Origin of the sequence: Paenibacillus sp. FSL H8-0283, assembly GCF_045040675.1 — a bacterium.
Lineage (GTDB): Bacteria > Bacillota > Bacilli > Paenibacillales > Paenibacillaceae > Paenibacillus > Paenibacillus amylolyticus.
In genome coordinates, this window is record NZ_CP150295.1 from 1,183,862 (window position 1) to 1,206,837 (window position 22,976).

The 22,976-nt window shown below is 41.1% G+C and carries 21 protein-coding genes and 2 pseudogenes; 22 read left to right on the forward strand and 1 reads right to left on the reverse strand.

What is annotated here, in order from left to right:
• The first annotated feature begins 493 nt into the window (after positions 1–493).
• The 15 genes and pseudogenes from MHI52_RS05295 (at position 494) to MHI52_RS05365 (ending at position 15,945) form a co-directional block, all read left to right on the forward strand.
• The gene (locus tag MHI52_RS05295) at positions 494–1,432 is read left to right on the forward strand and encodes a DUF4183 domain-containing protein (RefSeq protein ID WP_405158617.1); all 939 of its coding nucleotides are present in this window, start codon (positions 494–496) and stop codon (positions 1,430–1,432) included.
• A gap of 82 nt (positions 1,433–1,514) precedes the next feature.
• Positions 1,515–1,799: a DUF4183 domain-containing protein gene (locus MHI52_RS05300; protein ID WP_036606220.1), complete on the forward strand. Its 285-nt coding sequence runs from the start codon at positions 1,515–1,517 to the stop codon at positions 1,797–1,799.
• A gap of 304 nt (positions 1,800–2,103) precedes the next feature.
• Entirely contained in the window at positions 2,104–3,144 is a 1,041-nt protein-coding gene (locus MHI52_RS05305) for a hypothetical protein (protein ID WP_405158618.1), read from the forward strand.
• A gap of 18 nt (positions 3,145–3,162) precedes the next feature.
• Positions 3,163–3,651, forward strand: coding sequence for a hypothetical protein (locus MHI52_RS05310; protein WP_405158619.1), 489 nt, complete (start codon positions 3,163–3,165; stop codon positions 3,649–3,651).
• Positions 3,652–3,777: 126 nt separating this feature from the next.
• Positions 3,778–4,266: a hypothetical protein gene (locus MHI52_RS05315; protein WP_282319288.1), complete on the forward strand. Its 489-nt coding sequence runs from the start codon at positions 3,778–3,780 to the stop codon at positions 4,264–4,266.
• Positions 4,267–4,353: 87 nt separating this feature from the next.
• Positions 4,354–4,821 carry a SitI3 family protein gene (locus MHI52_RS05320; RefSeq protein ID WP_282319287.1) on the forward strand — a complete coding sequence of 156 codons (468 nt, stop codon included), beginning with the start codon at positions 4,354–4,356 and terminating at the stop codon, positions 4,819–4,821.
• A 61-nt stretch (positions 4,822–4,882) separates the two neighbouring features.
• On the forward strand, positions 4,883–5,356 hold the full coding sequence (locus MHI52_RS05325; protein ID WP_127547385.1) for a hypothetical protein: 474 nt from the start codon (positions 4,883–4,885) through the stop codon (positions 5,354–5,356).
• A 103-nt stretch (positions 5,357–5,459) separates the two neighbouring features.
• A complete protein-coding gene (locus MHI52_RS05330) occupies positions 5,460–6,122 on the forward strand; it encodes a hypothetical protein (protein ID WP_340983367.1) in 663 nt (220 codons plus the stop codon).
• Positions 6,123–6,375: 253 nt separating this feature from the next.
• A complete protein-coding gene (locus MHI52_RS05335; RefSeq protein ID WP_405158620.1) occupies positions 6,376–7,548 on the forward strand; it encodes a WXG100 family type VII secretion target in 1,173 nt (390 codons plus the stop codon).
• A gap of 15 nt (positions 7,549–7,563) precedes the next feature.
• Positions 7,564–8,043, forward strand: coding sequence for a hypothetical protein (locus tag MHI52_RS05340; protein ID WP_282319284.1), 480 nt, complete (start codon positions 7,564–7,566; stop codon positions 8,041–8,043).
• Positions 8,044–8,302: 259 nt separating this feature from the next.
• Positions 8,303–11,437 (forward strand): annotated as a pseudogene (locus tag MHI52_RS05345) (DUF3427 domain-containing protein).
• Positions 11,438–11,561: 124 nt separating this feature from the next.
• Complete coding sequence (locus MHI52_RS05350) at positions 11,562–13,889, forward strand: hypothetical protein (RefSeq protein WP_076253425.1); 2,328 nt, start codon at positions 11,562–11,564, stop codon at positions 13,887–13,889.
• A 375-nt stretch (positions 13,890–14,264) separates the two neighbouring features.
• Positions 14,265–14,585 (forward strand): hypothetical protein, encoded by a 321-nt coding sequence (locus MHI52_RS05355; RefSeq protein ID WP_076253424.1) that lies wholly within the window; start codon positions 14,265–14,267, stop codon positions 14,583–14,585.
• Between the two features lie 54 nt (positions 14,586–14,639).
• Entirely contained in the window at positions 14,640–15,164 is a 525-nt protein-coding gene (locus MHI52_RS05360) for a PsbP-related protein (protein ID WP_076253423.1), read from the forward strand.
• 46 nt (positions 15,165–15,210) lie between these two features.
• Complete coding sequence (locus tag MHI52_RS05365; RefSeq protein WP_076253422.1) at positions 15,211–15,945, forward strand: restriction endonuclease; 735 nt, start codon at positions 15,211–15,213, stop codon at positions 15,943–15,945.
• A 79-nt stretch (positions 15,946–16,024) separates the two neighbouring features.
• Here MHI52_RS05365 and MHI52_RS05370 read toward each other — a convergent pair whose 3' ends face one another.
• A complete protein-coding gene (locus tag MHI52_RS05370; RefSeq protein ID WP_076253421.1) occupies positions 16,025–16,366 on the reverse strand; it encodes a helix-turn-helix domain-containing protein in 342 nt (113 codons plus the stop codon).
• Positions 16,367–16,507: 141 nt separating this feature from the next.
• Here MHI52_RS05370 and MHI52_RS05375 point away from each other — a divergent pair, with 141 nt between their 5' ends.
• From MHI52_RS05375 to MHI52_RS05405, 7 genes and pseudogenes are all read left to right on the forward strand, one after another.
• Entirely contained in the window at positions 16,508–17,029 is a 522-nt protein-coding gene (locus MHI52_RS05375) for a hypothetical protein (protein ID WP_083684856.1), read from the forward strand.
• 174 nt (positions 17,030–17,203) lie between these two features.
• Entirely contained in the window at positions 17,204–18,445 is a 1,242-nt protein-coding gene (locus tag MHI52_RS05380) for a WXG100 family type VII secretion target (protein ID WP_179087933.1), read from the forward strand.
• Positions 18,445–18,930: a hypothetical protein gene (locus MHI52_RS05385; protein ID WP_315370777.1), complete on the forward strand. Its 486-nt coding sequence runs from the start codon at positions 18,445–18,447 to the stop codon at positions 18,928–18,930. The genes MHI52_RS05380 and MHI52_RS05385 overlap by 1 nt, the downstream gene beginning before the upstream one ends.
• Before the next feature lie 59 nt (positions 18,931–18,989).
• Positions 18,990–19,460, forward strand: coding sequence for a hypothetical protein (locus MHI52_RS05390; protein WP_405158621.1), 471 nt, complete (start codon positions 18,990–18,992; stop codon positions 19,458–19,460).
• A gap of 40 nt (positions 19,461–19,500) precedes the next feature.
• Positions 19,501–19,998, forward strand: coding sequence for a hypothetical protein (locus tag MHI52_RS05395; protein ID WP_405158622.1), 498 nt, complete (start codon positions 19,501–19,503; stop codon positions 19,996–19,998).
• A 228-nt stretch (positions 19,999–20,226) separates the two neighbouring features.
• The gene (locus MHI52_RS05400; RefSeq protein WP_076253417.1) at positions 20,227–20,553 is read left to right on the forward strand and encodes a nucleoside triphosphate pyrophosphohydrolase; all 327 of its coding nucleotides are present in this window, start codon (positions 20,227–20,229) and stop codon (positions 20,551–20,553) included.
• Positions 20,537–22,973 (forward strand): annotated as a pseudogene (locus MHI52_RS05405) (DEAD/DEAH box helicase family protein). Before MHI52_RS05400 ends, MHI52_RS05405 begins: the two are co-directional and overlap by 17 nt.
• Positions 22,974–22,976: the final 3 nt, after the last annotated feature.

The following is a 22,976-nucleotide window of genomic DNA, read 5'->3' on the forward strand; positions in this document are numbered from 1 at the left end:
ACGTAAAATATCTGGCTAATGAATGTTGCCTGGATCGAGAAAGCTCGATTGGTCCAGCAAAAGAAATTGGAACTCTATCGAAACCCGCTGAACTCTATAGATGAAGTTTGCTCCCATGATCGTCTGAGTTAAACATAAAATATGATCTGTGAGGTCCTACTGGGGAGACAATGAAGCCATGCTGGCAAGACAAAGGACAACTATAGCAAGACTCTTGTCTTTTTTATTGGGCTTCCCTCATAGTTATTCGCACACTCTCCGAATGTGTTAAGGACATAGTATAGGGCATATATACTGTGTGCCTTGGCCTAAGGAGATGACCATTTTGAAGTATCTGAACAAGAGGACAGCCACCCTCAACAAATTAAGGCCCAGTCGTTCTACGTCGAAATGCAGAAACAAACACTTGGGAAAGCGAAAGAAATGCCATATTATCCGTAGATCTTATCGGAGAAAGCGCTGCTCACTGAAGCGTCCATTAAGATCCCAGAAAATGGCCCGTGACAAAAAAGTCATTGCATTACCGAGAGGGGGAGGCAGCAACCCGGTATGTTGTGAGCCCGGCCCCCTGCTTGCTCCGTTGAGACAACATGAATTGGAGACTGTGAATCCCCCTGGAACGCAAGGTGTGGCAGGTGCCCAAGGCCCCGCAGGCCCTCACGGCGCGCCGGGTCAACCGGGAGTTCCCGGAGCGCAAGGCCCGGCAGGTCCTCAGGGTGAACCGGGTCAACCGGGAGTTCCCGGAGCGCAGGGTCCCGCTGGCCCTCAGGGTGTGCCGGGTCAACCGGGAGTTCCCGGAGCGCAAGGCCCGGCAGGGCCTCAAGGTGAATCGGGTCAACCCGGAGTTCCCGGGGCGCAAGGTCCCGCAGGTCCTCAAGGTGAGCCGGGTCAACCCGGAGTTCCCGGAGCGCAGGGTCCCGCTGGCCCTCAGGGTGAGCCAGGTCAACCCGGAGTTCCCGGGGCGCAAGGTCCGGCTGGTCCTCAAGGTGAACCGGGTCAAGCAGGAGTTCCCGGAGCGCAGGGTCCCGCAGGTCCTCAGGGTGAGCCAGGTCAACCGGGAACTCCCGGAGTCCAAGGACCAACGGGTCCCCCAGGTGAGCAAGGTCCGCCGGGCACCGTACCCGGAATTGAAATCATTCCTACGGCAAACCGTTACTTCTATTTTCCGGATACCGATCTGGATTTGTCGGCATCGGTTGTAATTCCTGCCACAGAATTCACAAATGACGATGGCGACAGCATAACCGAATTTGCCGGGGTTGGACTTACTAGTTTCAACAATCTTTATATAAACGGGATCGTCCAACCAGGAAACTCATACAGTGTAAGTGCGGAGAGGTTGTTTTTTTCGTCACAAAACGGTGTGATCTTTGCAGGGACACCTATCACTATCGAGATAATTATAATAACAGCCAATATTATAAATGGTTAAAATTGGTTGTAGTTGCTGGTTCCTTTGCCTTCACTACTCCCAAACCTACCACATATACTATGTTAGGTAGGAGGTGAGAAACATGCCACTTGTGACACCATTTCAGAACAGTTTAAGATTTGTTGCAACCATTGGTGATGGGACCGGCACTGGGGCAACGTTTGCCATTGCTGCGACTGCTTTTACAAACGACGCTGGTGTAGCTGCAACCGCATTTCCAGGCACCTACAACTACTACAATCTTTATATTAATGGCCTTATGCAAACAGCAGATACATCCTCGGCTACGACTACTACAATTACAATTCCCGGTGGAGATGCATTAAATGATGGGACTCCAATTGTCGTACAATTTGTAGTGTCTTAAAGAAGATCTAATCCTACTGTATCGTTATCTTGTGCGACTTCTATCTGTGATAGAAGTCGTTCTTTTTGTACAAGATACCCAGTCGACTCAACGGCATTCATCCATGCATTAATGTGCAAAAATAGTTACCCAAGGATGTTGCCCAACTACCGGATAACCTCTGAGGAAATGATTCTTCCGTTTGATTCCAATCCTCCTTCTCACTTGTTAAAATTTAGGTACATAAACTACGGTCAGGTTGGCGGGTGATAAGGAAATGCAACGAATCGAGGTACATCCCGATCTATTGGAGAAATCCATCTATATGTTGCAATCCGAATGGTCGGGTGTGACCGGAGAACGTTTCTTCTGGGATTTTATGCAGGTAAAAGAAGTGTTCCCGACTACACTTGGGCTGTTGGACAAGATCCAGAATGAGTTTACTTTTATCGCGAGGAACTTCAAAACAACGGACGGCTCAGGCGAGGTTGCGCTGTACATTCCAGAAGAACTAAAGCGAAATTTCGCTGTAGGGCTGCTTGATAAATCCATAGGAGAAACAATAACAGGAATGGGCCAGACGGCAGAAGCTTTCTTCGATAACCCATTCAGTACATTAAGCAGTGTGGCATATGCCATGACAGTGGGCAAAGTTGTAGACGTTGGGCGAGGTATTCAGTTTGCATGGGATACCGCTTGGGGTACGGGAACGGCGAGATCTGATATAGAGCAATTTGTAGAAGAGCAGAAGAAACAGATTGATGAGAATGGTGCAGGGTATTACGGTGGGGCGATGACAGGACAGGCTTTGGCGTATGTTTTGTTTGGCAAAGCTTTTCGTTCGAAGGACGACATTGGGTCGGGTGGAAATAAGAAGGAGCCTCAAAAGGGAATTGACAGTCCCAGAGATCTAATAAAGCCAAGTGGATCACCTAATCCAGAAGCCTTACCAAGTGGAGCGAGAACAAAAATTCCGAATAATGCGGATAAGGCGACTAAACAGTCTTTAGAACTAGAAAATGATGCTGCTGATCAATTGGCGAGAAGTGGATATCGGATTGAACAGAACCCTAAAGTTTTAGATAGTGATGGAATTGATTCCAAAAGAGATCCCGATTTTAGAATTGAAGGGCGTATATTTGACTGTTATGCACCAACTGAAAATAAAGGTATTAGAGGTATTTGGAGTGAGGTTCAAGAAAAGGTTGTGATTAAACAACAAACCAAGAATGTGGTAATTAATTTAACAAAGTGGTCTGGAGATGATTCTGCGTTGCTTAAGCAATTTAAAGAATGGGAAATCCAAGGTTTAGAAGAAGTTATCGCAATCAAAAAGGACGGTAAGATCATATCGGTATTCCCTTAAAGTAGAGGAGAGAAGTTTATGGAATATTCACTTAAATTGAATGGAAAACAAGATCCGTTATGGTTGAAAAGATTAATTGAAAGTAAGAATTTTGAAGTGAATTATATGAACCGACAACACAATGCATTGTTCATTCATGAGTTTGATCTAAGCGGTGGTTTTAAAATAACTGTTTATGATAATAATTTCCCGGCTGATCATCCAGCAGCTTCTTATGAAACTATGTTTCAAGAAGCGGATTTTATTTATCAACAAACAATATCTTTTGAATTGGAGAATAATCAACAATATGAATTATGGTATAAAACAATGTACGAAATTTCTTTTTCTGTTATCGGATCACTCAAAGTAGATGGAGTATTCTATCACACATCTGGAGAAGAGATATTTTTCTTTAAAAACGGAAAGTATACGTTCAACGTAACATATCTTGAATTCCTCCAAACGCATTATGGAGAACTTCTCGAAAATATTGAGTATTCAGTTTTTATGAAATCTCTCAACTGAATTACAGATAAATAATGCATAAAAGCAATTCTACCAGACAAACGTAGAGGTTCATTTTTATGGAATGAGGATACTAGCAAGTACTACGAATATGAGATTAATTGCTGAATGTTGGGGTGAAACAGAATGTTATTGGAAAATGCAGTATCCAAATTAAATAGTATAAATTGGGGTTCAGTAGGTACTGGTGTCTCTGAGAAGGATACTAACCTCGGCTATGAATTTCTCAGAAGAATGGCTCAGTTTTATAAAGCGGAGCAGCTGAAGCCTATGCCACCTGCATTTACAAATGTGGCGAAACTGCTAGGAGATCAAGAAGAGGAATTAGATATTTCAGCTTATTGTAGTTCAGAGGCTGTTGCTTATTTGAATCAAAACTCATATGTGAAAAGAATATTTGAATACTATTTACAGTTGGCGAAGTACGCAGAGAATAACACGGGCATTAGTCAATATCTAGACATTTATGAACCGTTAATTAAACTTTTTGAAAGGGGCGGCTCTTTTACCATCAAACCACTCTCTCTAGAAATTATACAAGTCTCACATTTCCCACTAAACAATTGGTATGAAAAATTTGTGGAGAAAGATCCGATTGATATTAATAATCTGTAGATCATATTTAATGTAATTGTATTCATACAAACAGCACTCCTACCAAATTATAGTAGAGGTTTGTATGTAATAGTAGGAGGAGATTAAATGGCAACTGACTGCTCCTTGAAATGTGAAGAAGTTGTGTTGACAAAAGAAACTCTGATTGAGAAATTAACTAAGATCAATATTATTTGTGATGAAGTAATACAATTAGACAAAGGATTAAAAATTGAGGAAACAGTAAATAAAGTTGGATTTTCAATTGCTTTAATTGATACTTCAGCTAGTCCATTTGGTTACGATTCAGAGTTTCTTGCCAATGATTTTAAATATAATCAGAGTTTAAATTTCCGAATAGATAATGACTGGGATAGTATAGAGGCAATTATCCGCATTCTTGTACTTGTCTTTGAAATAATCGATTCGACGGAAAGTAACCTTTTGTTTCTTCTTAATGATAATGAATGTGTTTATAGAATTGATGGGATTCTAAGAATTAATAACGAAGACGGTTTTTGGGATCGAGTAGAGTACAGAAGGTTTATTGAAACCAGAGAATATAAAGATATGTAGAAGATTTTTAGTGAGATCAATTCAACAGGATTCTACTCATCGAATAGAGGAGGATCAGTACATGGATTACGAATTATTTCTACGATCTAATTTAGATCTTAATTCTTTAGGGAAGCTGTTAGAAAGATATACCATTGAATTTGTTAACGGATCAGTTTCATTTAATAGTAACGATGAAGAAATAGTAATTGGATCTAATTTTTTCTCTTTGACTCTTGAAATTGAAGATATTTCTGACATAGCTTTTGTTAGAAATCATTACAACTTAGATGTTAATGTGTGCATTAGGGTTCAGTTATTTGATAATACATTTTATGAAGGACTTGAGCATTTATTTAAAATCATAGGAAACCTTATAGGAAATACTAGTGGTAATCTTTTATTCCTAGAAGATGGTTCTACTCAACTACTTAGAATGGAGAATGGTCTGTTGGCGGTTAATAATCGGTTGGATGAATATCAAACTAAATACCTAACTCCAAGCCTTCTTCTTTTACTTGACCGTCCTTATATTGAAAAGGAGTTATCAAGTTAAAAAAAGCAGCAGGTAATGAAATAATGATACTACTCAAAGGCACTTCTACCAGGCAAACGTAGAGGTGCTTCTTACTATTAAAAACTTAGGAGAACAAATTGCTATGATATCAATGAAACGATTTGTAATGATTGGATGCTGCATTGGCCTAGCATTATTGCTTGTTCTAACCTATAGCTTTTATAAAGAAAAAAGAATGTATGAACAGTATCTAACGATGAATGTACGACAAGATATGGTTGATACGAAAAGTGCGATTATAGATAATGATATTTTATTCGACCAAATACTTAAGAATGAGAAAATAACAAACGAGATGGTGGAGGATGGAGAACAAGCCAGCCAGCTCTATTACAACTTTACAAATATGACGCAGATTATAGATAAGTATAACTTGATGAATCTAAATTTCAGTGAAGAAGCTAACTGGCTGGTAAAACCCGCATCTTTTTTCACAAACAATCTAGGTCAAGATGATGTAATGCCACCTACACTTTACCGCATGCGAAAGACGTTCGAGAGACTGGACTTAACCAGTTATCCTGTAACAGCTGAACTTAAAGCCAGGATCGAGGAGTATCGGCAGTTAAATCATCGATGGCTCAACATTGTTGGGGATTTTGAATCCAAGGAAACTAACGAGAAGGATTGGCCCCAAATCTTGAATGATTTGGAGCTAGAGACCCGAAATTATTTTCAAGAGATTAATGTGGATTTTGTTGGTGATGACGTTTGGAGAGAGGCTTTAAATCCAAGGTACGAATGATGAAATATCCGCATAGCTGACCGGATCAAATGGGTGGAAGTCAGTTAATTGTTTCATCGGCTTTATACGCCGGCAAAACAGTCATCTCCGCTTAAATACAAAATGCTAACACGCAAAATATCTGGCTAATGAATGTTTCCTGCCTACTGCATCTTTAACGAGGAAATGATCCTTCCGTTTGATTCCAATCCTCACTCTCACTTGTTAAAATTTAGGTACATAAACTACGGTCAGGTTGGCGGGTGATAAGGAAATGCAGCGAATTGAGGTACATCCCGATCTATTGGAGGAAAAGGCCCGGTTGGTCCAGCAGAAGAAACAGGAACTGGAGAGAATGGTCTGGGAACTGGAGAAATCAATTTATATGTTGCAATCCGAGTGGTCGGGTGTGACAGGAGAGCGTTTCTTCTGGGATTTTATGCAGGTGAAAGAAGTATTCCCGACTACAATCGGGCTGTTGGACGAAATCCAGAAAGAGTTTACGTTTATCGCGAAGAACTTCAAAACAACGGACGGCTCAGGCGAGGTTGCGCTGTACATTCCAGAGGAACTAAAGCGAAATTTCGCTGTAGGGCTGCTTGATAAATCAGTAGGAGAAACAATAACGGGAATGGGTCAGACGGCAGAAGCTTTCTTCGAGAACCCATTCAGTACATTAAGCAGTGTGGCATATGCCATGACAGTGGGCAAAGTTGTAGACGTTGGGCGTGGTATTCAGTTTGCATGGGATACCGCTTGGGGTACGGGAACAGCGAGGTCGGATATAGAGCAATTTGTGGAGGAGCAGAAGAAGCAGATCGATGAGAGTGGAGCAGGGTATTACGGTGGAGCGATGACGGGACAGGCCCTGGCGTATGTTTTGTTTGGCAAAGCATTTCGTTCGAGGGACGACATTGGATCATCAGGTGGAGGCAAGCCTGAGTCGGGGAAAGGAAATGAAAGGACAGGTAGAACTCATTATTTAGAATCAGTTAATAAGTTTGAGGATCAAATTCGAAATAAACCCTTGGAACACGGGCAATTTTTTGATAAGAATGGTAATTTAATAGGAGAAACGGTTGTTGGTACTGAAAAGTCTATAAATATAAGTAACCATAAAGATGTAGCTAAAGATACGGTATTTACTCATAACCATCCAACTAACGGGCCGTTCAGTCTTGAAGATATAGCCACTGCAATAGATTTTAATATGGCTGAGATAAGAGCTGTTTCTCCAAATGGTACTAATTTGAGTATGAAACGAGGGGCAGAAGGTTGGAAAGAAAATGCAGAAGACATAGGAATTATATTCGCTAATATTCAAAAAGAGCTAAGAAGTGATCTAAAAGCACAAGAATATTTCAAAACTGGTAATAAAGATGCAGTGTGGGATATGCTATTTGACAGAGTTGCCAAAAAAATAGGTGGGGAATATACAAAACATTAAAAGGTAGGTTAAACAATGAATAAAGATTTTCTTTACACTAAGCCCTATGTTCCCGGGATAATAGACGATACACCAGTGGACCTCGAATCGTGGTTTCTAGATGATTCAAGAGAGAGGATGGAAGAGAAATTAAAAAATATTCCTCTGAATGACCTTATCATTGAGTTAATTAATATATTTAAAGACGGAGATCCGAATTATCAAGTTCTCTTAGGGTTATTAGGAGAAAAAGTGGTTAAGGAGGCTAGAGAAGATAAGATTGTCTATTGTCTAGCTGATATTTTGCGTCCTGACGATGATATACAGAAAATTGAGATCGAAATTGATGATGAGGGTCTGAATATAAAGAAAATGAATGTTTTTGTTATTCCAGCCGAGCTTTTGGTACTACAAAAGGAGATAACTAGCCTGTTTGTTGATATTCAAACTCAAAAAACAAGCAATTACTTATCAATCTCTATTAAAGATAAAATGATAACCTTATTTTCAATTTAAGAGAGTAGACTGTCATACTAACTTATAATCCAATCGATACAGTGAAAAGATGATATGAGCTGCGCGTATCTATGCATGATTTAAAGTCATATCATTAGGCACTTCTACCAAACCAAAAGTAGAGGTGCTTTTTCCTATGAAATTAAAACAACTAATGAAATCTTCCACAGATTGGTCGATAATATAGAAGAAGCAACTTTCAGCTAACATATACATAGAGAACTATCCACAACCTTCCTAACTCTCGCGAGGTACATTCATGAAACAAGGCATATATGAACAGCTTATCAACACAATCACCAGGCATGAGATTTCGGCGCTGGACCCGGATGTGTATAACATTGGGACTGAGAAGCTGGATGCAGAGGAAGCACGTAAACTGCTGTTCACGTATTTGGCGGCGGTGACCCGGTGAGCGCTCAAGATTGTATGGGAACAGACAGAAGATAAGACAGCAGTGTTGGCGCAGATCCGAACGTGTAATGAGATTATTGCTACCCTGAAAGGTACGCTTGGGGAAGAAGAGTACAACGAATTGCAACTGGACGAGCAGGGAGAAGTGCTGACCCATGTGTATTCCAAGCTGAACAGCATTCGTGCGGTCCGGGATACCAAAATCGTTCGTCCAGATACACCGATCGCCCAAAGCTCTTTGTTCACAGGTGCAAAGTCCGAACCGAGTATGTTATTAGAGTTGCAAAAGGAGATCGTGACCGCCGACCGGATCGACTGGTTGGTGTCATTTATCAAATTCAGCGGGCTTCGTCTGCTGCTGGAACAGCTTCAACAATTCACGGCGGGTGGCGGGAAGTTGCGAATTTTCACGACCACCTATATGGAAGCAACCGACCTGAAGGCCATCACTGAACTCAGCAAGTTACCTAACACAGAGATCCAGATTTCCTATGATACCAAAGTGACTCGGCTACACGCCAAAACGTACATTTTTCACCGTGATACTGGATTCACTACAGCCTATGTCGGCTCCTCCAACCTGTCCAACCCGGCGTTAACCAGTGGCATGGAGTGGAACCTCAAGGTGACGGAGAAGGATTCACTCGACGTGCTACGCAAGATTGAAGCGACCTTCGAGAGTTACTGGAATGACCGTGAATTTACGCGATATGTAGCTGAGGATGAAGGGCATGAGGCACAGTTGAAGGCGGCTCTGAATCGTAAAAAAGATCAGTCCAACCACTTTCACCTCGACATCCAGCCATACGATTATCAGAAAGAAGTGCTGGAACAGCTAGACGCTGAGCGTACGCTGTATGGACGAACCCGCAATCTGATTGTTGCCGCCACAGGCGTTGGCAAAACGGTTATTTCTGCCTTTGACTACAAACGATTCCGGGCAAGCCATGAGGGAGCCAAGCTTCTTTTTGTCGCCCATCGGGAAGAAATCTTAAAGCAAAGCCGGGACACGTTCCGGTATATCCTGAAGGATATGAACTTTGGCGAGCTGCATGTCGGGAATCACCGAGCGGAGGCGCTGGACCACTTGTTTGTTAGCATTCAGAGTCTTAACTCCATGAAGCTGACGGAGATCACTAGCCCAGACTATTACGATTACATCATTGTGGATGAATTCCATCATGCGGTTGCTCCTTCATACCAGAAGCTGTTGTCCCATTACGAACCGAAGATTTTGCTGGGACTCACTGCAACGCCGGAACGGATGGATGGCAGAGACATTACCGCCTACTTCGATCATACGATTGCCGCCGAGATCCGTCTAACCGATGCAATTGACCGGAAGCTGCTGAGTCCTTTTCAATATTTTGGCGTCACCGATTCGGTCGATCTATCTCAGGTGAAGTGGTCGCGTAAAGGCTACGACCTGAACGAACTGGAGAAGCTCTACACTCATAACAAAATCCGTGCCAACCAGATCATCCAAAGTCTGAACAAATACGTAACCGATCTGGACGATGTGAAGGGGCTTGGTTTCTGTGTAGGGGTGGATCATGCGATGTATATGGCAAAAATATTTAACGAAGCCGGCATTCCATCCATGGCCCTACATGGCGGGTCGAACGAACAGGAACGCCATTCTGCGAAAGGGCAGCTGGTGAATGGGGAACTGCGCATGATCTTTGTCGTTGATCTGTACAATGAGGGCGTGGATATCCCTGAGGTGAACACCATCCTGTTCCTGCGTCCTACCGAGAGTCTGACTGTCCTGCAACAGTTGGGACGTGGACTACGGATGGCGGAGGGCAAAGAGTGCCTGACCGTGCTCGACTTCATCGGGCAAGCGCATCAGGAGTACAGGTTCCAGGATAAGTTCCGTGCTCTGATCGGCGCCACCAAACATTCCATCTCGTACTACGTCGAGAACGGCTTCTCGAACCTGCCTCGCGGCACGTTCATTCAATTGGAAAAGCAAGCGAAAGAATACATTATGCGCAATCTCAAGCAAATGAGTCGCAATCGCAGAGCGCTGATCCAGAAGCTGCAAACGTTTCAGCAAGACACCGGACTGCCGCTGACCTTGGCTCATTTTGTAGAGCATTACGGGATGACACTGGTTGAATTGTATGGTGGACGTACGGGCAAAAGGTATTTCCGTGGCATGTTGGCCGAAGCCGGATTAACAGCACCTATTGAAGATGAACACGAGGAGTATATTCGCAGATTGCCATCTGTGTTGACGATCAACTCCCGAAGCTGGCTGACGTTCCTGATTGACTATATTGAAAAAGGTAAAGAAACCGCGACCGCCGATGAACGGCGCATGTTGATTATGTTCTATTACACCTTCCATCGAGCTGCGCCCGAGAAGCTAGGACTGAGCAGCATCGGAGAGGGTGTGCAGCGTGTGCTGTCTTGTGAAGCATTCCGAGTAGAACTTGTGGATATTTTTAAATATAATCTGGCTCATCTGCGATTTGTGGATAAAAGTAATTCGTTCCCGTACACTTGTCCACTGGATATCCACTGTATGTACCCGATCGACCAAGTGCTTGCCGCCTTTGGCTACTGGAACGCTGAGCAATCACCCGCCTTCCGTGAAGGCGTGAAATATTTTGCAGACGAACAGACGGATATCTTCTTCATTACATTGAACAAATCGGACAAAGATTTCTCACCATCTACGCTGTATGAGGATTATGCGATCAACGAGCGGTTATTCCACTGGCAGACACAGAGCCGGGTGTCGGAGCATACGGCTACCGCGCAGCGATATATTCATCATCGCGAGACAGGCAATCGGATCGCGCTATTCGTGCGGGAATCTAAGGAAGAGCATGGCTATACGTCTCCATTTGTCTTCCTGGGCGAAGCCGATTATGTGAGTCATGAAGGGAACAAACCGATGAGCTTTGTGTGGCGATTACGGGACGAGATGCCTGCGAAGATGGTGGAGGTGGCGAATAAGTGTATTGTTTGATAAGTGTAATATCTAAGATATGAGTTACATTATAACCTATAAAGCTATTGTCATCCCAATAGAACAAGTTTGAATATAATTGATAATCAAAAATAAAATTAGTAAGTAGAAAGGAAAAGACTATATGAATATTTTTGAGTTTTTTTCAGAGAGCAAAGAGTTACTGTTTTATATATTGATTTGTTTGTTAATTATTAACGTATTAGTGATTCCAGTATATTCGAGAATAAAAGTTAGATTGAGACTAACTAACAATGCAAAGTTATATTTCAAAATATTTAAATTTATACGTAATATAATTCTTTTAATAGTTATCGTTATGTTAATAGCCTTTCAACAAAAGTATAAGATCGTTAGTGCTGGTAATGAAGAGAGCTACTTAACTTTAGTTATTGGTATTTTGACGTTATATGGGGTATTGTATGCCTTCTTTCAATTTACGATAGGTTATGCACTTCAAAATAAATATGATAAATTTTGGGGTAGAAGTATGACAAAAACACTGTTCTTGAAGCGTCTGGGTTTTAATATATTTACATCGAGTATTTTTAAAGTTCTTATACTTTATGCATCTGTTTATCCAATTTTAGAAAAGAAAGCTATTGAAATTTTAACTGGTACAAGTAGGTATAATGCAGTTATACAGGCTTCATGGGAAATCTGTTTATTATTAATTTTTACTCTATACTTAAATATTTTCTTGAGAACCCTTGGAAATATGAGGGCTTTATTTAATATGCAAGAAAGCCGAAGAATGTATTTAGATGTGTTAATCAAGGATGAGATTTCAGAAGAGTATAGAGAATCTTTTGAATATTCATGTAGAAAAAACAGCAATTTTTTGCTAAATAGCATTTTTGCAGAGTTGAAGACCATTCCTAAAGAGGAACAGAGAGATATGTTAATGTATGTAATCAATGAAATTTTCTTTTCAATAGATCCATCTAAACCAAATAAAAAAATCAGTGGATTTTTTTCAATTTGTAAACATGATGAATTTAATTATAAACCGTACTTTATATATAATTTTTTTAAAATGCTCTATAAAAAAATTGAGGAAACGAAAATAGATTTGAATCTTAGTGATCTATTGAACATTTGGAACCTTCAAGCTATTGCTATTAATAATTCTAGCGTAATCGAGAAAGATAAGGGTAAATACGAACAGATTTATAATGTATTCTCTACATATAGTAATGATAGATCATATCCTGATAATTATTTTACATTGCCCCTGGAGATAAAGAAAAAAGTTCTGTCTTACAATGATGTTGAACTAGTGCACGAGTGTGTTACACAAAGAGAATGTCACGGATATGCTATCGATTCATTTACTAATAAAACAAAAAAATCAAATGAGTATGAGACGTTTTTTTCAAAAAGTTATGAAAAGTATTTGATAGAGTTACTCAGACTATATAATAAATTCGTAGATGGAATAAAGAACAATGAATATTCTCACTTTTGGGGGTTTATCGGATCTAGTTATAACAGTGAATTTATGGATAATCAAACCAGTGAAATAATCTATGATTATATGATTAATTTGGAGTGTACTGAACAAAATAAAAAATATGTTCTTTTTTTGACGAGAAAATTGAAATTAAAATTTAAAGTCTCTTTAGTTTTTTATCATATGTTATACACTGGTTCGTCGTGGGAATGGAAAAATGAGGTTGTCCTTTTCAGGAGAATTGTTCAACTTGAGTGGAATAGTGAGACAATCTATAGTAAAGCTATATTGGGCTACGTTTGTCATAGGATTAGTAAGAGTAACATTGGTCACAGAATAGAGGAAGACCTAATAGTATGGATTAGTCAACATATTAATATATCTAGATTTAACGAAAAGATTATAGAAAGATGTTTGATGGAAAGCTATCTTTCACCCACAAAGTTTCTTAAATTTATATATATATTCTCAGAAAGAAACTCTTATCCTATTGGTTTTTACGATTTTGATTTTATGCAAGTTAAGAATACGAATTACAGAAGGTGGGAAATGGTTTTTCTAAGCGATATAGTTAGTTCACCCCAGTTATTAAAAGTAGACTTTTTTGTTAGTCATTTGATTCAACTTTGTAGAAATATATCCTATACAACTGAAGATTATATTTATGAAGATGATTATAGAGTTTTCTTTTGTAACATTCATTTTAATTTATCAGAGAAGGACTTTTATGCCTTATTTTATAATGAGCGCCCGGGGAAAGGAATTGTAGAATATTTGATTTTAAAGTTACCCGATATCACATATGAGTATCTAATGTCTGGAATTCTATCTTCCTATTACGCAACTAGAGTAAGAGATATTATCCAAAAGGAGAATAAATCAATTCAGGAGTATGTTGAAGATTTAGTTAAGAAAACAAATGAATGCTCTACTATAACTATATCTGTTTTAGATAAGGAAAACATTGTAGGGAAAATACGTTATCTAATTGAGAAGTAATTTCTTTATGAACAAAGAGTCTTTTGGATAGAAGTGTTAGAAGTTTTAAGAGTAATAAATGGATGTATTTTCACAGGTATTGTGATAATACATCTCTGTTTATGACAATCAGAGAGTCACAATTGAAGCATACTGATGAGCTTTGTGTAGCGATCGCGAAATGAGATGCCTGCGAATGGTGGCTGTGGCGAATAAGTGTATTGTTTGACAGAGCAACGCGAGGAACCTGCTTTGAAAAGCAGGTTTTATAGTAATTAATGGTGGAAATAAATGGATTTATGTTGGATAATGATTCTATAAGCCTAGTTCTCATTCGATAGTCTGATCTATTAGAACTACGTGTGAATAGAGATAAATATGGGAGGTGATAAAGACATGGAAAGTGATGATGTACATACCTCAATTAGTAAAAGTGGAAATTATAAATTTTGGATTGTAATTGGATTTATATTGATTTTGCTTGCCGTGACAAACCCAAGCAAAGAAGATTTCGTTGAGTGGGTCGTAAACTCTTCAATAGAAGAGTCAGATAATGAATGGGTCAGCGCAGGAATCAATCTGTTTGGGAGTTCAGTTATTAATGGCGTTACTAAGCAACAAAATCTAGTATTCGTTTCTATTTTCCAAATGGAGCTTGGAACAGAAAAAACTTCTACATTGGGTTTCGGAAGACGCTTCTTTATTAGACTTCCTTAATTCTAGAAATAAGAAAATATTGCTATACAGCTATTTGGATAGGAGAATAATTCGATGAAGTATTTAATAGTCATAATGTTGATCATTGTAATTACAGGCTGTGATTCTAGTACCGATCTGACTAACAAAGAAAATACTATAACTACTGAGTCAAGTACATATGAGAGTGTTGAAAATGAGAAAAGCAATGTGGAGTGGACCACATATCATAACAGCAGATTCGGCTTCAGTATTAGTTATCCTGGTGATTGGATAGCAGGAGAGGAATCAGATAATGGGGATGGGAAGCAGCTATATGTGGGCAACCCGGATATTGATATTCGAGTATATGGTAGTCATGTTTTCGAAGGTATAGATGATTCAGTATCAGAATCGATGAAATATCAAAGTTTAAAACTCGATAGCGGGGTAAAGGCAGATATGTGGGTTGGTTATGAGCAGGGGATGGTTTTACTGGAGTTATCCTGGATGTCTGATGATGAAATTGAATACAACTACTACGTTAAAGTATCAAAAGATTTTTTTGATGAAAACGAAAAAACTATACTTCGTATTGCTAAAAGTATGAAAGCCATTTAAAAGGTGAATCGGTTATATTTTTATAAGTTCTAAGGAGAATAAGTGAATGAATGAAATAATATGGCTCGTTATTGGTGTTGTTACATTATCAGTTGTTGCTGGACTATTACAGCCTTCTAAAAAGAAAAAAAGAAAAAAGTCCAACCCACGGAAGAAACAGACTACTAAAAAAACTGTGAGTAGCGGATTTAATCGTGCCTCCTCTACGTGTAGATCAGACGAAGTGATTCTAACTTTACCATTAGATAAAATGACCGGAGCAGAGTTCGAACGTTTACTTACACTCTATTTTAGAGACAATGGTTATACCGTAAAAGAAGTTGGCGTTGGGGGTAAAGATGGAGGAGTAGATTTGGTTATTACGGATAAGCGCGGTGAAAAAACAGCAGTCCAAGCCAAATGTTATGCCGATCATAATAAGGTGCAAGTAATGACTGTTCGTGAGCTGGTAGGTGCGAAAAGGAATCATGACTGTATTTTGTCTCTAATCGTGACCACATCTGATCTTACGGGTCCAGCAAGAAAAGAAGCCGATCAATTCAAAGTGGATTACTGGCACGGTGGTTTAGTAGACAGCAAGCTGCGCAGTTGGGGAAAATGGGTGCCTTCCAGTAAAAAGGTAAAAGTTGAACCGATCAAGAAGGAGCAAGCTTCCTCTAAAGTATTATCTAAAATCAAATGTAGTTGTGGTGCTGTAATGGTTAAACGTAAGAATAAAGCTGGGGCGGAATTTTGGGGATGTAGCAGCTACCCTACTTGTAGAAAAACGAAAGCTATCTGAGTGACCTCAATAAAATGACGTAGAAACAAAGGCAAAGCAGTTTTAAGCTGCCTTGCCTTTGTTATTTTTATGTTCAAGATTACTTTAATATTTCACGTATCACATTTTTGGTTAGTTGAATACTGTCAGGGGAGGCATCTCTTAACATTTCTAAAATCTCCTGTATAACTACTTCTGACTCTGTGAAATGAAAATCCTCGTCTACATAAGCGAAAAGCTGTATTAAGTTTACTTCAAGTGACTCAGCGATCTTTGCCAAGTTCACCAAAGAAACATTCTTTTCTCCACGTTCGATCTGTCCTATGTATGAAAAATGAAATCCACCTTTTTCTCCGAGGGATTCCTGTGAATACCCTCTTTCTTTGCGTAGTGCACGAATTCTGGCTCCGACCAGCTTCAAAACTTCTCTGTCCTCGTTCATGGTATTCACCTCTCTATGTTCAAAAGTGTAGACAAGTTTCCTCAAGGTAAACACCAAACGAAGAATACAAATAATTTATTTGATTACTATATGTATCATTTTAATGTATAATATTGGTATTAACTCTTTGGAGGGATGACAATGGCAAGAAATTGGTCCATAACCGAAGCACATTGTAATCACCTAGTAGATTTTACCCCACGTTCGCAAGACCATGATATCTCCACACAACCTAGGTCCAAACATATTCCTGCTTACCACATGATACATACTACAATCATGGAATATCACCAACATGCTAAGTATCATCTCAAACTTGCGGCCATCATGTGTAAACACAATCAGTTTAAAGCCTGCCTAATTCTATGTGATTGGGCTCTAGCCTCCATGATTAAGGCACTTTATATCCATAAGTATCATTCAGTTCATCCACCCAAGGAACTCACTATGAACGAAATCTTGCCTCTAGTGCATACGGACACTGAACCTGGATTGGATATCGCTTTGTTCATCGGCACGATGCAACATATGTCATCTTTAGAGGAACGCCAAGAGGATCAATATTTAGACCTTGATAACATCGAAAAGCTCCTTCAACGAACGGAAGACATTTTGGAGGAGTTAGCCACTCGATTGAATGATAATTCAACAAAGTTTTTCTGATATAAGGCGTGTCATGATCATCTGGAGGTTCCTTTCACAGGAATGGGACTGGAGGATTATAAGTACTGAAACCTATTTATTTGGTGAAAGGGAAAATCAGGATAATGGGTGGATGTATTTGCAACAAACTTCTGCTAACATTGTAAAATCCTAATTTTAATGGCGGAGAATGATATGAGTACAATTAAAGTAACACCAGAGCAACTACTCCATGTATCCAGGCAGATTGAGCAGGGCAGGCAGCAGTTGGAAGGTATACGTAATGACCTGACTGCACGGATCGGCTTCATCCAGTCTCAGTGGGCGGGAGCAACGCAGGAACGATTTTTCTATGATTTTCAGCAGTCACGTTCTGTTCTGGATCGAGCGCTGGAGAGTATGGTTAAGTCATCCCAAGATCTGTTCGCGATTGCCGAGAGATTCGACCAAGCAGATCAGGAACAGGTGAGCTTGGGAGCCGTTGCTGGACAGATTGCTGCCCATACAATGATGAACCATAATACAGGTAACCCAGAAGAGCAACGACGAATGGTATATAATCCTTTGTTTGCAGTTAACATGCCTGCCAGTGAAGCGGAGGATGGGATGCCAGGGCAAAAAGAGTTTGTTAAGTATTGGGAAAATGGTGGCAGTTATGAAGAAATGAGAGCTGGACCGAAGCAACAGGAGTCTAGTGGTGGGGATATATATGATGAACAGATCAGCGCATTTAAGGAAGGTCATCATCCCGTAACTGGAGAATCCATACCTGCATGGCAAGCAGCAGTTTCTATTGGAGGTTTACAGACTGCTAAGCTCGTGTTGGCTTTTACAGGAACGTATAATAAGGGTTATAAGGTTCCGAAAGAGGGATTAAGATTACCGAAAGACAGAAAAGTAACGCCTAGTCACCTTCAAACCAAAATATTGCACGATAACCCAATGGTCAGCAAAACGAACAAAGGATTAGAAGTGGAGTATACTAACCAAGCTGGAAACAAAATCGTTTGGGTAGAGCACAATCCCAAAAATATTACCAATGCTATAGAAGCTGCAAAACATAGCCGAGACACAGGGAAAGCTGTTGAAGGAAAAGTTGGTGAATTTGTAGATCGGCATGTCGGGGTAACTGGATTTGGGGTGGAAATTAAAAATGCAGAAAATAAATTAAGAGTTACGGATTTGGATGTTGTAACGAACTCACAAATTATTGAAGTGAAAAAGTCAGCGGGAGCAGTGAAAACAGACCAAATAGATAGATTAGTGGATATGAATAATAAAGAATTTTTCAATTACAAGAAGAAGGAAGTTATTTTATATATAGACGCGCCACTAGAAAATACGGGTCGAATTGCATCTGAGAAAATCGATTATATTGAGAGCAAGGGTGTCAAAGTGGTTAACTCGTTAGAAGAATTAAGGGAGGTACTGAAGTAATGGCATCTGCTTTTGTTTTAGTAGAAGAAAATAGTAATATTCCCATTGAGCGTTTGATCCAGGATATACAAGAAGCTTGTCTGGATGCAAAGTTAACTTTAGTTTTTGGAATTGAAGATACAGATTCAGAACAGAACATGAAACATTGCTCCTTGGGAATAACCTTTTCAGACCAAGAAGAGTTGGGCCATAGTGAGCAAAAGAATAACATCAGAGTCGATGTATATGATGAACCTGTTCAATATCAATATAGAGAATTGGAATGGAGAGATGATGGGAGAGTATATTTTAACACGCTGATTTTAGATGAAGTTTATCAAAATGAAGAGGTTACTCTAATCTTTCTATATCATTTTCTTATGAGACAGCCACAGATGGTTATATGGATTGAAGAAGACTGGATATATACCTTATCTGATCTGGAGAAAATTCTGAAAACTACAATTCATTCCGAATGGTGTTATGTTAATCCCGATTCAATTTGAGTATTATGAGACATAAAATCAACAGCCCATGATTCGTACTCTCAAGTGAGGTGGGTATCGTGTCAAAAAGTATTTATCTAAAAAGCAAGAAAGAGGTGCTTATGCCGGAACTTATGGCGTATACCTTGGCCAAATTAGGTTCGTATGAATGGAATAGAACAGAGATGTATAATCCGAATCGGATATATGAGAAACCTGCGGGTTTTTATTTTAGATTCCATAACGCTGATCAGCTTTACGAGGAATTAAAGCATTGTATTCAGCACTTTAAGGGAAACCTTGAGTGGATGATCTATGTAAGTCCTTTAACCAAAAATCAAAATTATGTCATTGAGCCAGCGGATGTGCACCATGCTAAACAAACTGAGGCATATCAAGTGAATTTGGAACTTGAGGAAGTGCTTCAAGATTCATATAAAGAAATCTGTGAGCAAGCCATTCAAGACATTCCATTGTTATGTAATCATATTGAGCAATGGTTTGGTTTGGAACATAAGCAACAACTACATCCGCCTACAATACCGAATTAATGTGATATGAAGAATTACCTGATGTAAGAGGGTCTGTATTGTGCAAAGTTTAGAAATCATTTTAATTGATTTTAACAAAAATAATCTGGATCGATTCATTAAGAATGATTTGAACATTCAGGTGGATCGGATCAAAAGTTCTCACTTTTATGATAACCGTAGTAAAAACGATATTGAATTTCAGCAAATAGAGAGCCTTGAAGAGATTCTTTCTCCTAAGGGAACGGGGAATATATTATTATCTCAGCTTAACCTAGGTCATACCTATAACGACGTGATGATTGTATTTTCATTCGATGAGGAATCTGGAGATATCGTTATGAATTTTCCTGAAGAGGAGTTGTTCAGCGGAGAAAATTCAGAGACAACGTTAAATGCTCAGAAGTTAATAGAGTATATTCTTGATATTAAGAAGAAGTATGCAATTGAAAAAGTTAGAATCGGTTATGAACCAGCTATGGATGATGACACTTGCTTGGTCGAGATTGATAAAGAAATGATGGATACGAATGTGATTGTCTCAAAACTGTTGGCTTAGAATCCTTATGAACCAGAGTTTGATGCAGAAAAATTAGACATTACAAATTACCGAACGCCCATTTCAACTCGAATACGAGTAGTCATGGGTTATTTTTAACTCCTCATTCCAATCCAACCACTTTACAAAATCAACCCATCGCTCTTCATGGCAAATGGTATAATGGCAAAAAGGGAGATTCTGGCGCGAGGCTCGAAGGCTCTCACAGTAGAAAGGATGTTATACCACATGCCTACATACAACAAATTGGTGCGGGACAAGATTCCGCATATTATCACATCCAGTGGCAAGGTATGCCGCACACGTATTCTGGACCCGGAGGAGTATAAGCAAGAGTTAAGAACGAAGCTGCAAGAAGAATCGGATGAGTACGTAAATGCAGCGAGTGATCAGGAAGCTTTGGAAGAACTAGCCGACATGCTGGAGGTCATCCGGGCACTGGCGGAGGTGCACGGTGTGAATGCAGCTCAGCTGGATAAGCTTCGGGCAGACAAAGCCGAGGAGCGCGGTGGATTCCAGGAACGGGTGTATCTGATCGATGTCGACGAAGCTTAATGTAAAACTCATTACAGATAACCTGGCAGACGAACTGATTGCCCGGATGCAGCATGCATCCGGGATTTATATTATGACGTCCTTTATTATGCAGTCTGGTGTAAAGTTGCTTGCTCCGCATTTGAAACGGGCCAGAACGTGGAGCCGAGGTGCGAATGCTCGCAGGAGATTATCTGTACATAACACAGCCAGAAGGATTGCGGGCGCTGTGTAAGGTTGATCCACGAATCGAGACACGGCTGTGGCGAAGTATGGGCACTTCTTTTCACCCGAAAGCGTATCTGTTCGATCATGACAACGGGGAAGGACTGCTGATTGTCGGCTCGTCTAACTTTTCGTTCACGGCGCTCAAGACGGGGTATGAATGGAATCTGGCGATGAATGCGGAAGCGGAGCCGTATACGTTCCAGATGGCTTTGGACAAATTCATGCAGAGCTTCTACCACGAGACAACCTTGCCGGTGAACCCGGATTCGATTGCGCTGTATGAGGAAGAGTACCGCAAATATCACCAGAAGAACCCGGAGATGATCCAGCGGATCATGGAGATGGAAGAAGCAGAGTTCGGGACGGGGCTACCTGAGGACAAAGAGGAAGAAGCCGCCGAGCTGTCGCTTGCCCCGATTCAGCCGCGCTTTGCGCAGTTGGATGCGCTCGAAGCACTCCATGGCACGATGGAGGAACAGTACGACAAAGCGATGGTCGTCATGGCGACCGGGCTTGGTAAAACATATCTGGCGGGTTTCTTCGCGGAGCGGTTCAAGCGAGTGTTGTTTGTGGCGCATCGGGAAGAGATTTTGTTCCAGGCGAAGAAGTCTTTTCAACGGATCATGCCCGAGCGCAGTCATGGGATATATAACGGACAGTATAAGGATGGAACCGCGGATTGTGTGTATGCTTCGATCTTTACGCTGAGTATGCAGAAGCACCGGGATGGGTTTGCGGTGGATGCCTTTGATCTGATCGTGGTGGATGAGTTCCATCATGCGGCGGCGAAGACGTACATGTTGGTGATTGAGCATTTTCAGCCTAAGTTCCTTCTGGGCATCACGGCTACCCCGGATCGGCTGGATGGCAAGGATGTGTATGCGCTCTGTGACGGGAATGTGGCGTACCAGATGCATTTTATTGAAGCGATCCGGCGAGGTTGGCTGGCGCCATTTCAATATTACGGAGTATTCGACGATACGGACTATTCGCAGATCCGTTGGATCGGGACGAAGTATGATGAAGAACAGCTCATGGCTGTTCAGTTGCAAGAGGAGCATGTGGAAACGATCTATGCGGCCTGGCTGCGGCACAAGCAGACGAGAACGATTGGCTTTTGCTCCTCGATCCGGCAGGCGGACTATTTGGCTGCGTATTTTCGCAGTCAGGGGGTGAAGGTGCTCAGTCTACATTCGCGCACATCGGAGATGTCGCGGGAGGAAGCGATCCGGCAGCTTGATGAGGGTGAGCTGGAGGTTATACTGACGGTGGATCTGTTCAATGAGGGGACAGATATTCCGCGTGTGGATACGCTGTTGTTCGTGCGTCCAACCGAGTCGCTTACGGTATTCACCCAGCAGGTGGGGCGTGGTCTAAGGCTGGCAGAGGGCAAATCGCATTGTGTCATTATCGACCTGATCGGGAATTACCGCAATGCGGATGTGAAGCTGAGTCTGTTGGATGTGCGTGGAGACGAGGAACGAAGCGGGAAAGCGATGGATTCGGGTGTGCCTGAAGTTCCAGCCAATTGTGGAATTCATCTGGAGACCCGGGTGGTTAATCTACTCCAAGAGCTAAGCCGCAAACGGCTGCCACGCCGCGAGAAGCTGCATCAGGATTTTCTGGATGTGAAGCGAGAACTGGGGCGTATTCCGACGTATCTGGAGCTACACCTGATGGGGCGTTCGAAGAGTATCGGGTATCGGAGCGAATTCGGTTCCTATGTTGGATTTCTCTATTGGGCGGAGCTGCTGTCCCCGACTGAGGGAGAGGTGTACGTCCGCCATGAGGCGTGGCTACGTGATGTGGAGAAGACACTCATGAACAAAAGCTACAAAATGATCGTGCTGCTGTACATGCTGGAGCGAGATGAAGTCCACTGGATGGACCCAATCACGCCGGGGGAGATAGCAAGGTTCTTCCATACGTACCTGACGGAGAAGGAGTACCGGAAACGGAAGGACTTTTCGGACAAAGGTAAACTTGCGCTATGGGAATGGAATGAGAAGACGACAACGGAGATTGAGAAGTTGATAATTGAAATGCCCATGTCCAAGTGGAGTGGGGCGAAGGGCAGCATGACGCGATTCGAAGATGGCGTGTTCTCACTGAATGTGCAGGTGAAGGATGCCGAGGAACAGGCGGTGTTATATCGCTGGACGAAGGAGATTTGTCAGTATCGTTTGCATGCGTATTTTGAGCGGGGACAATAGAAT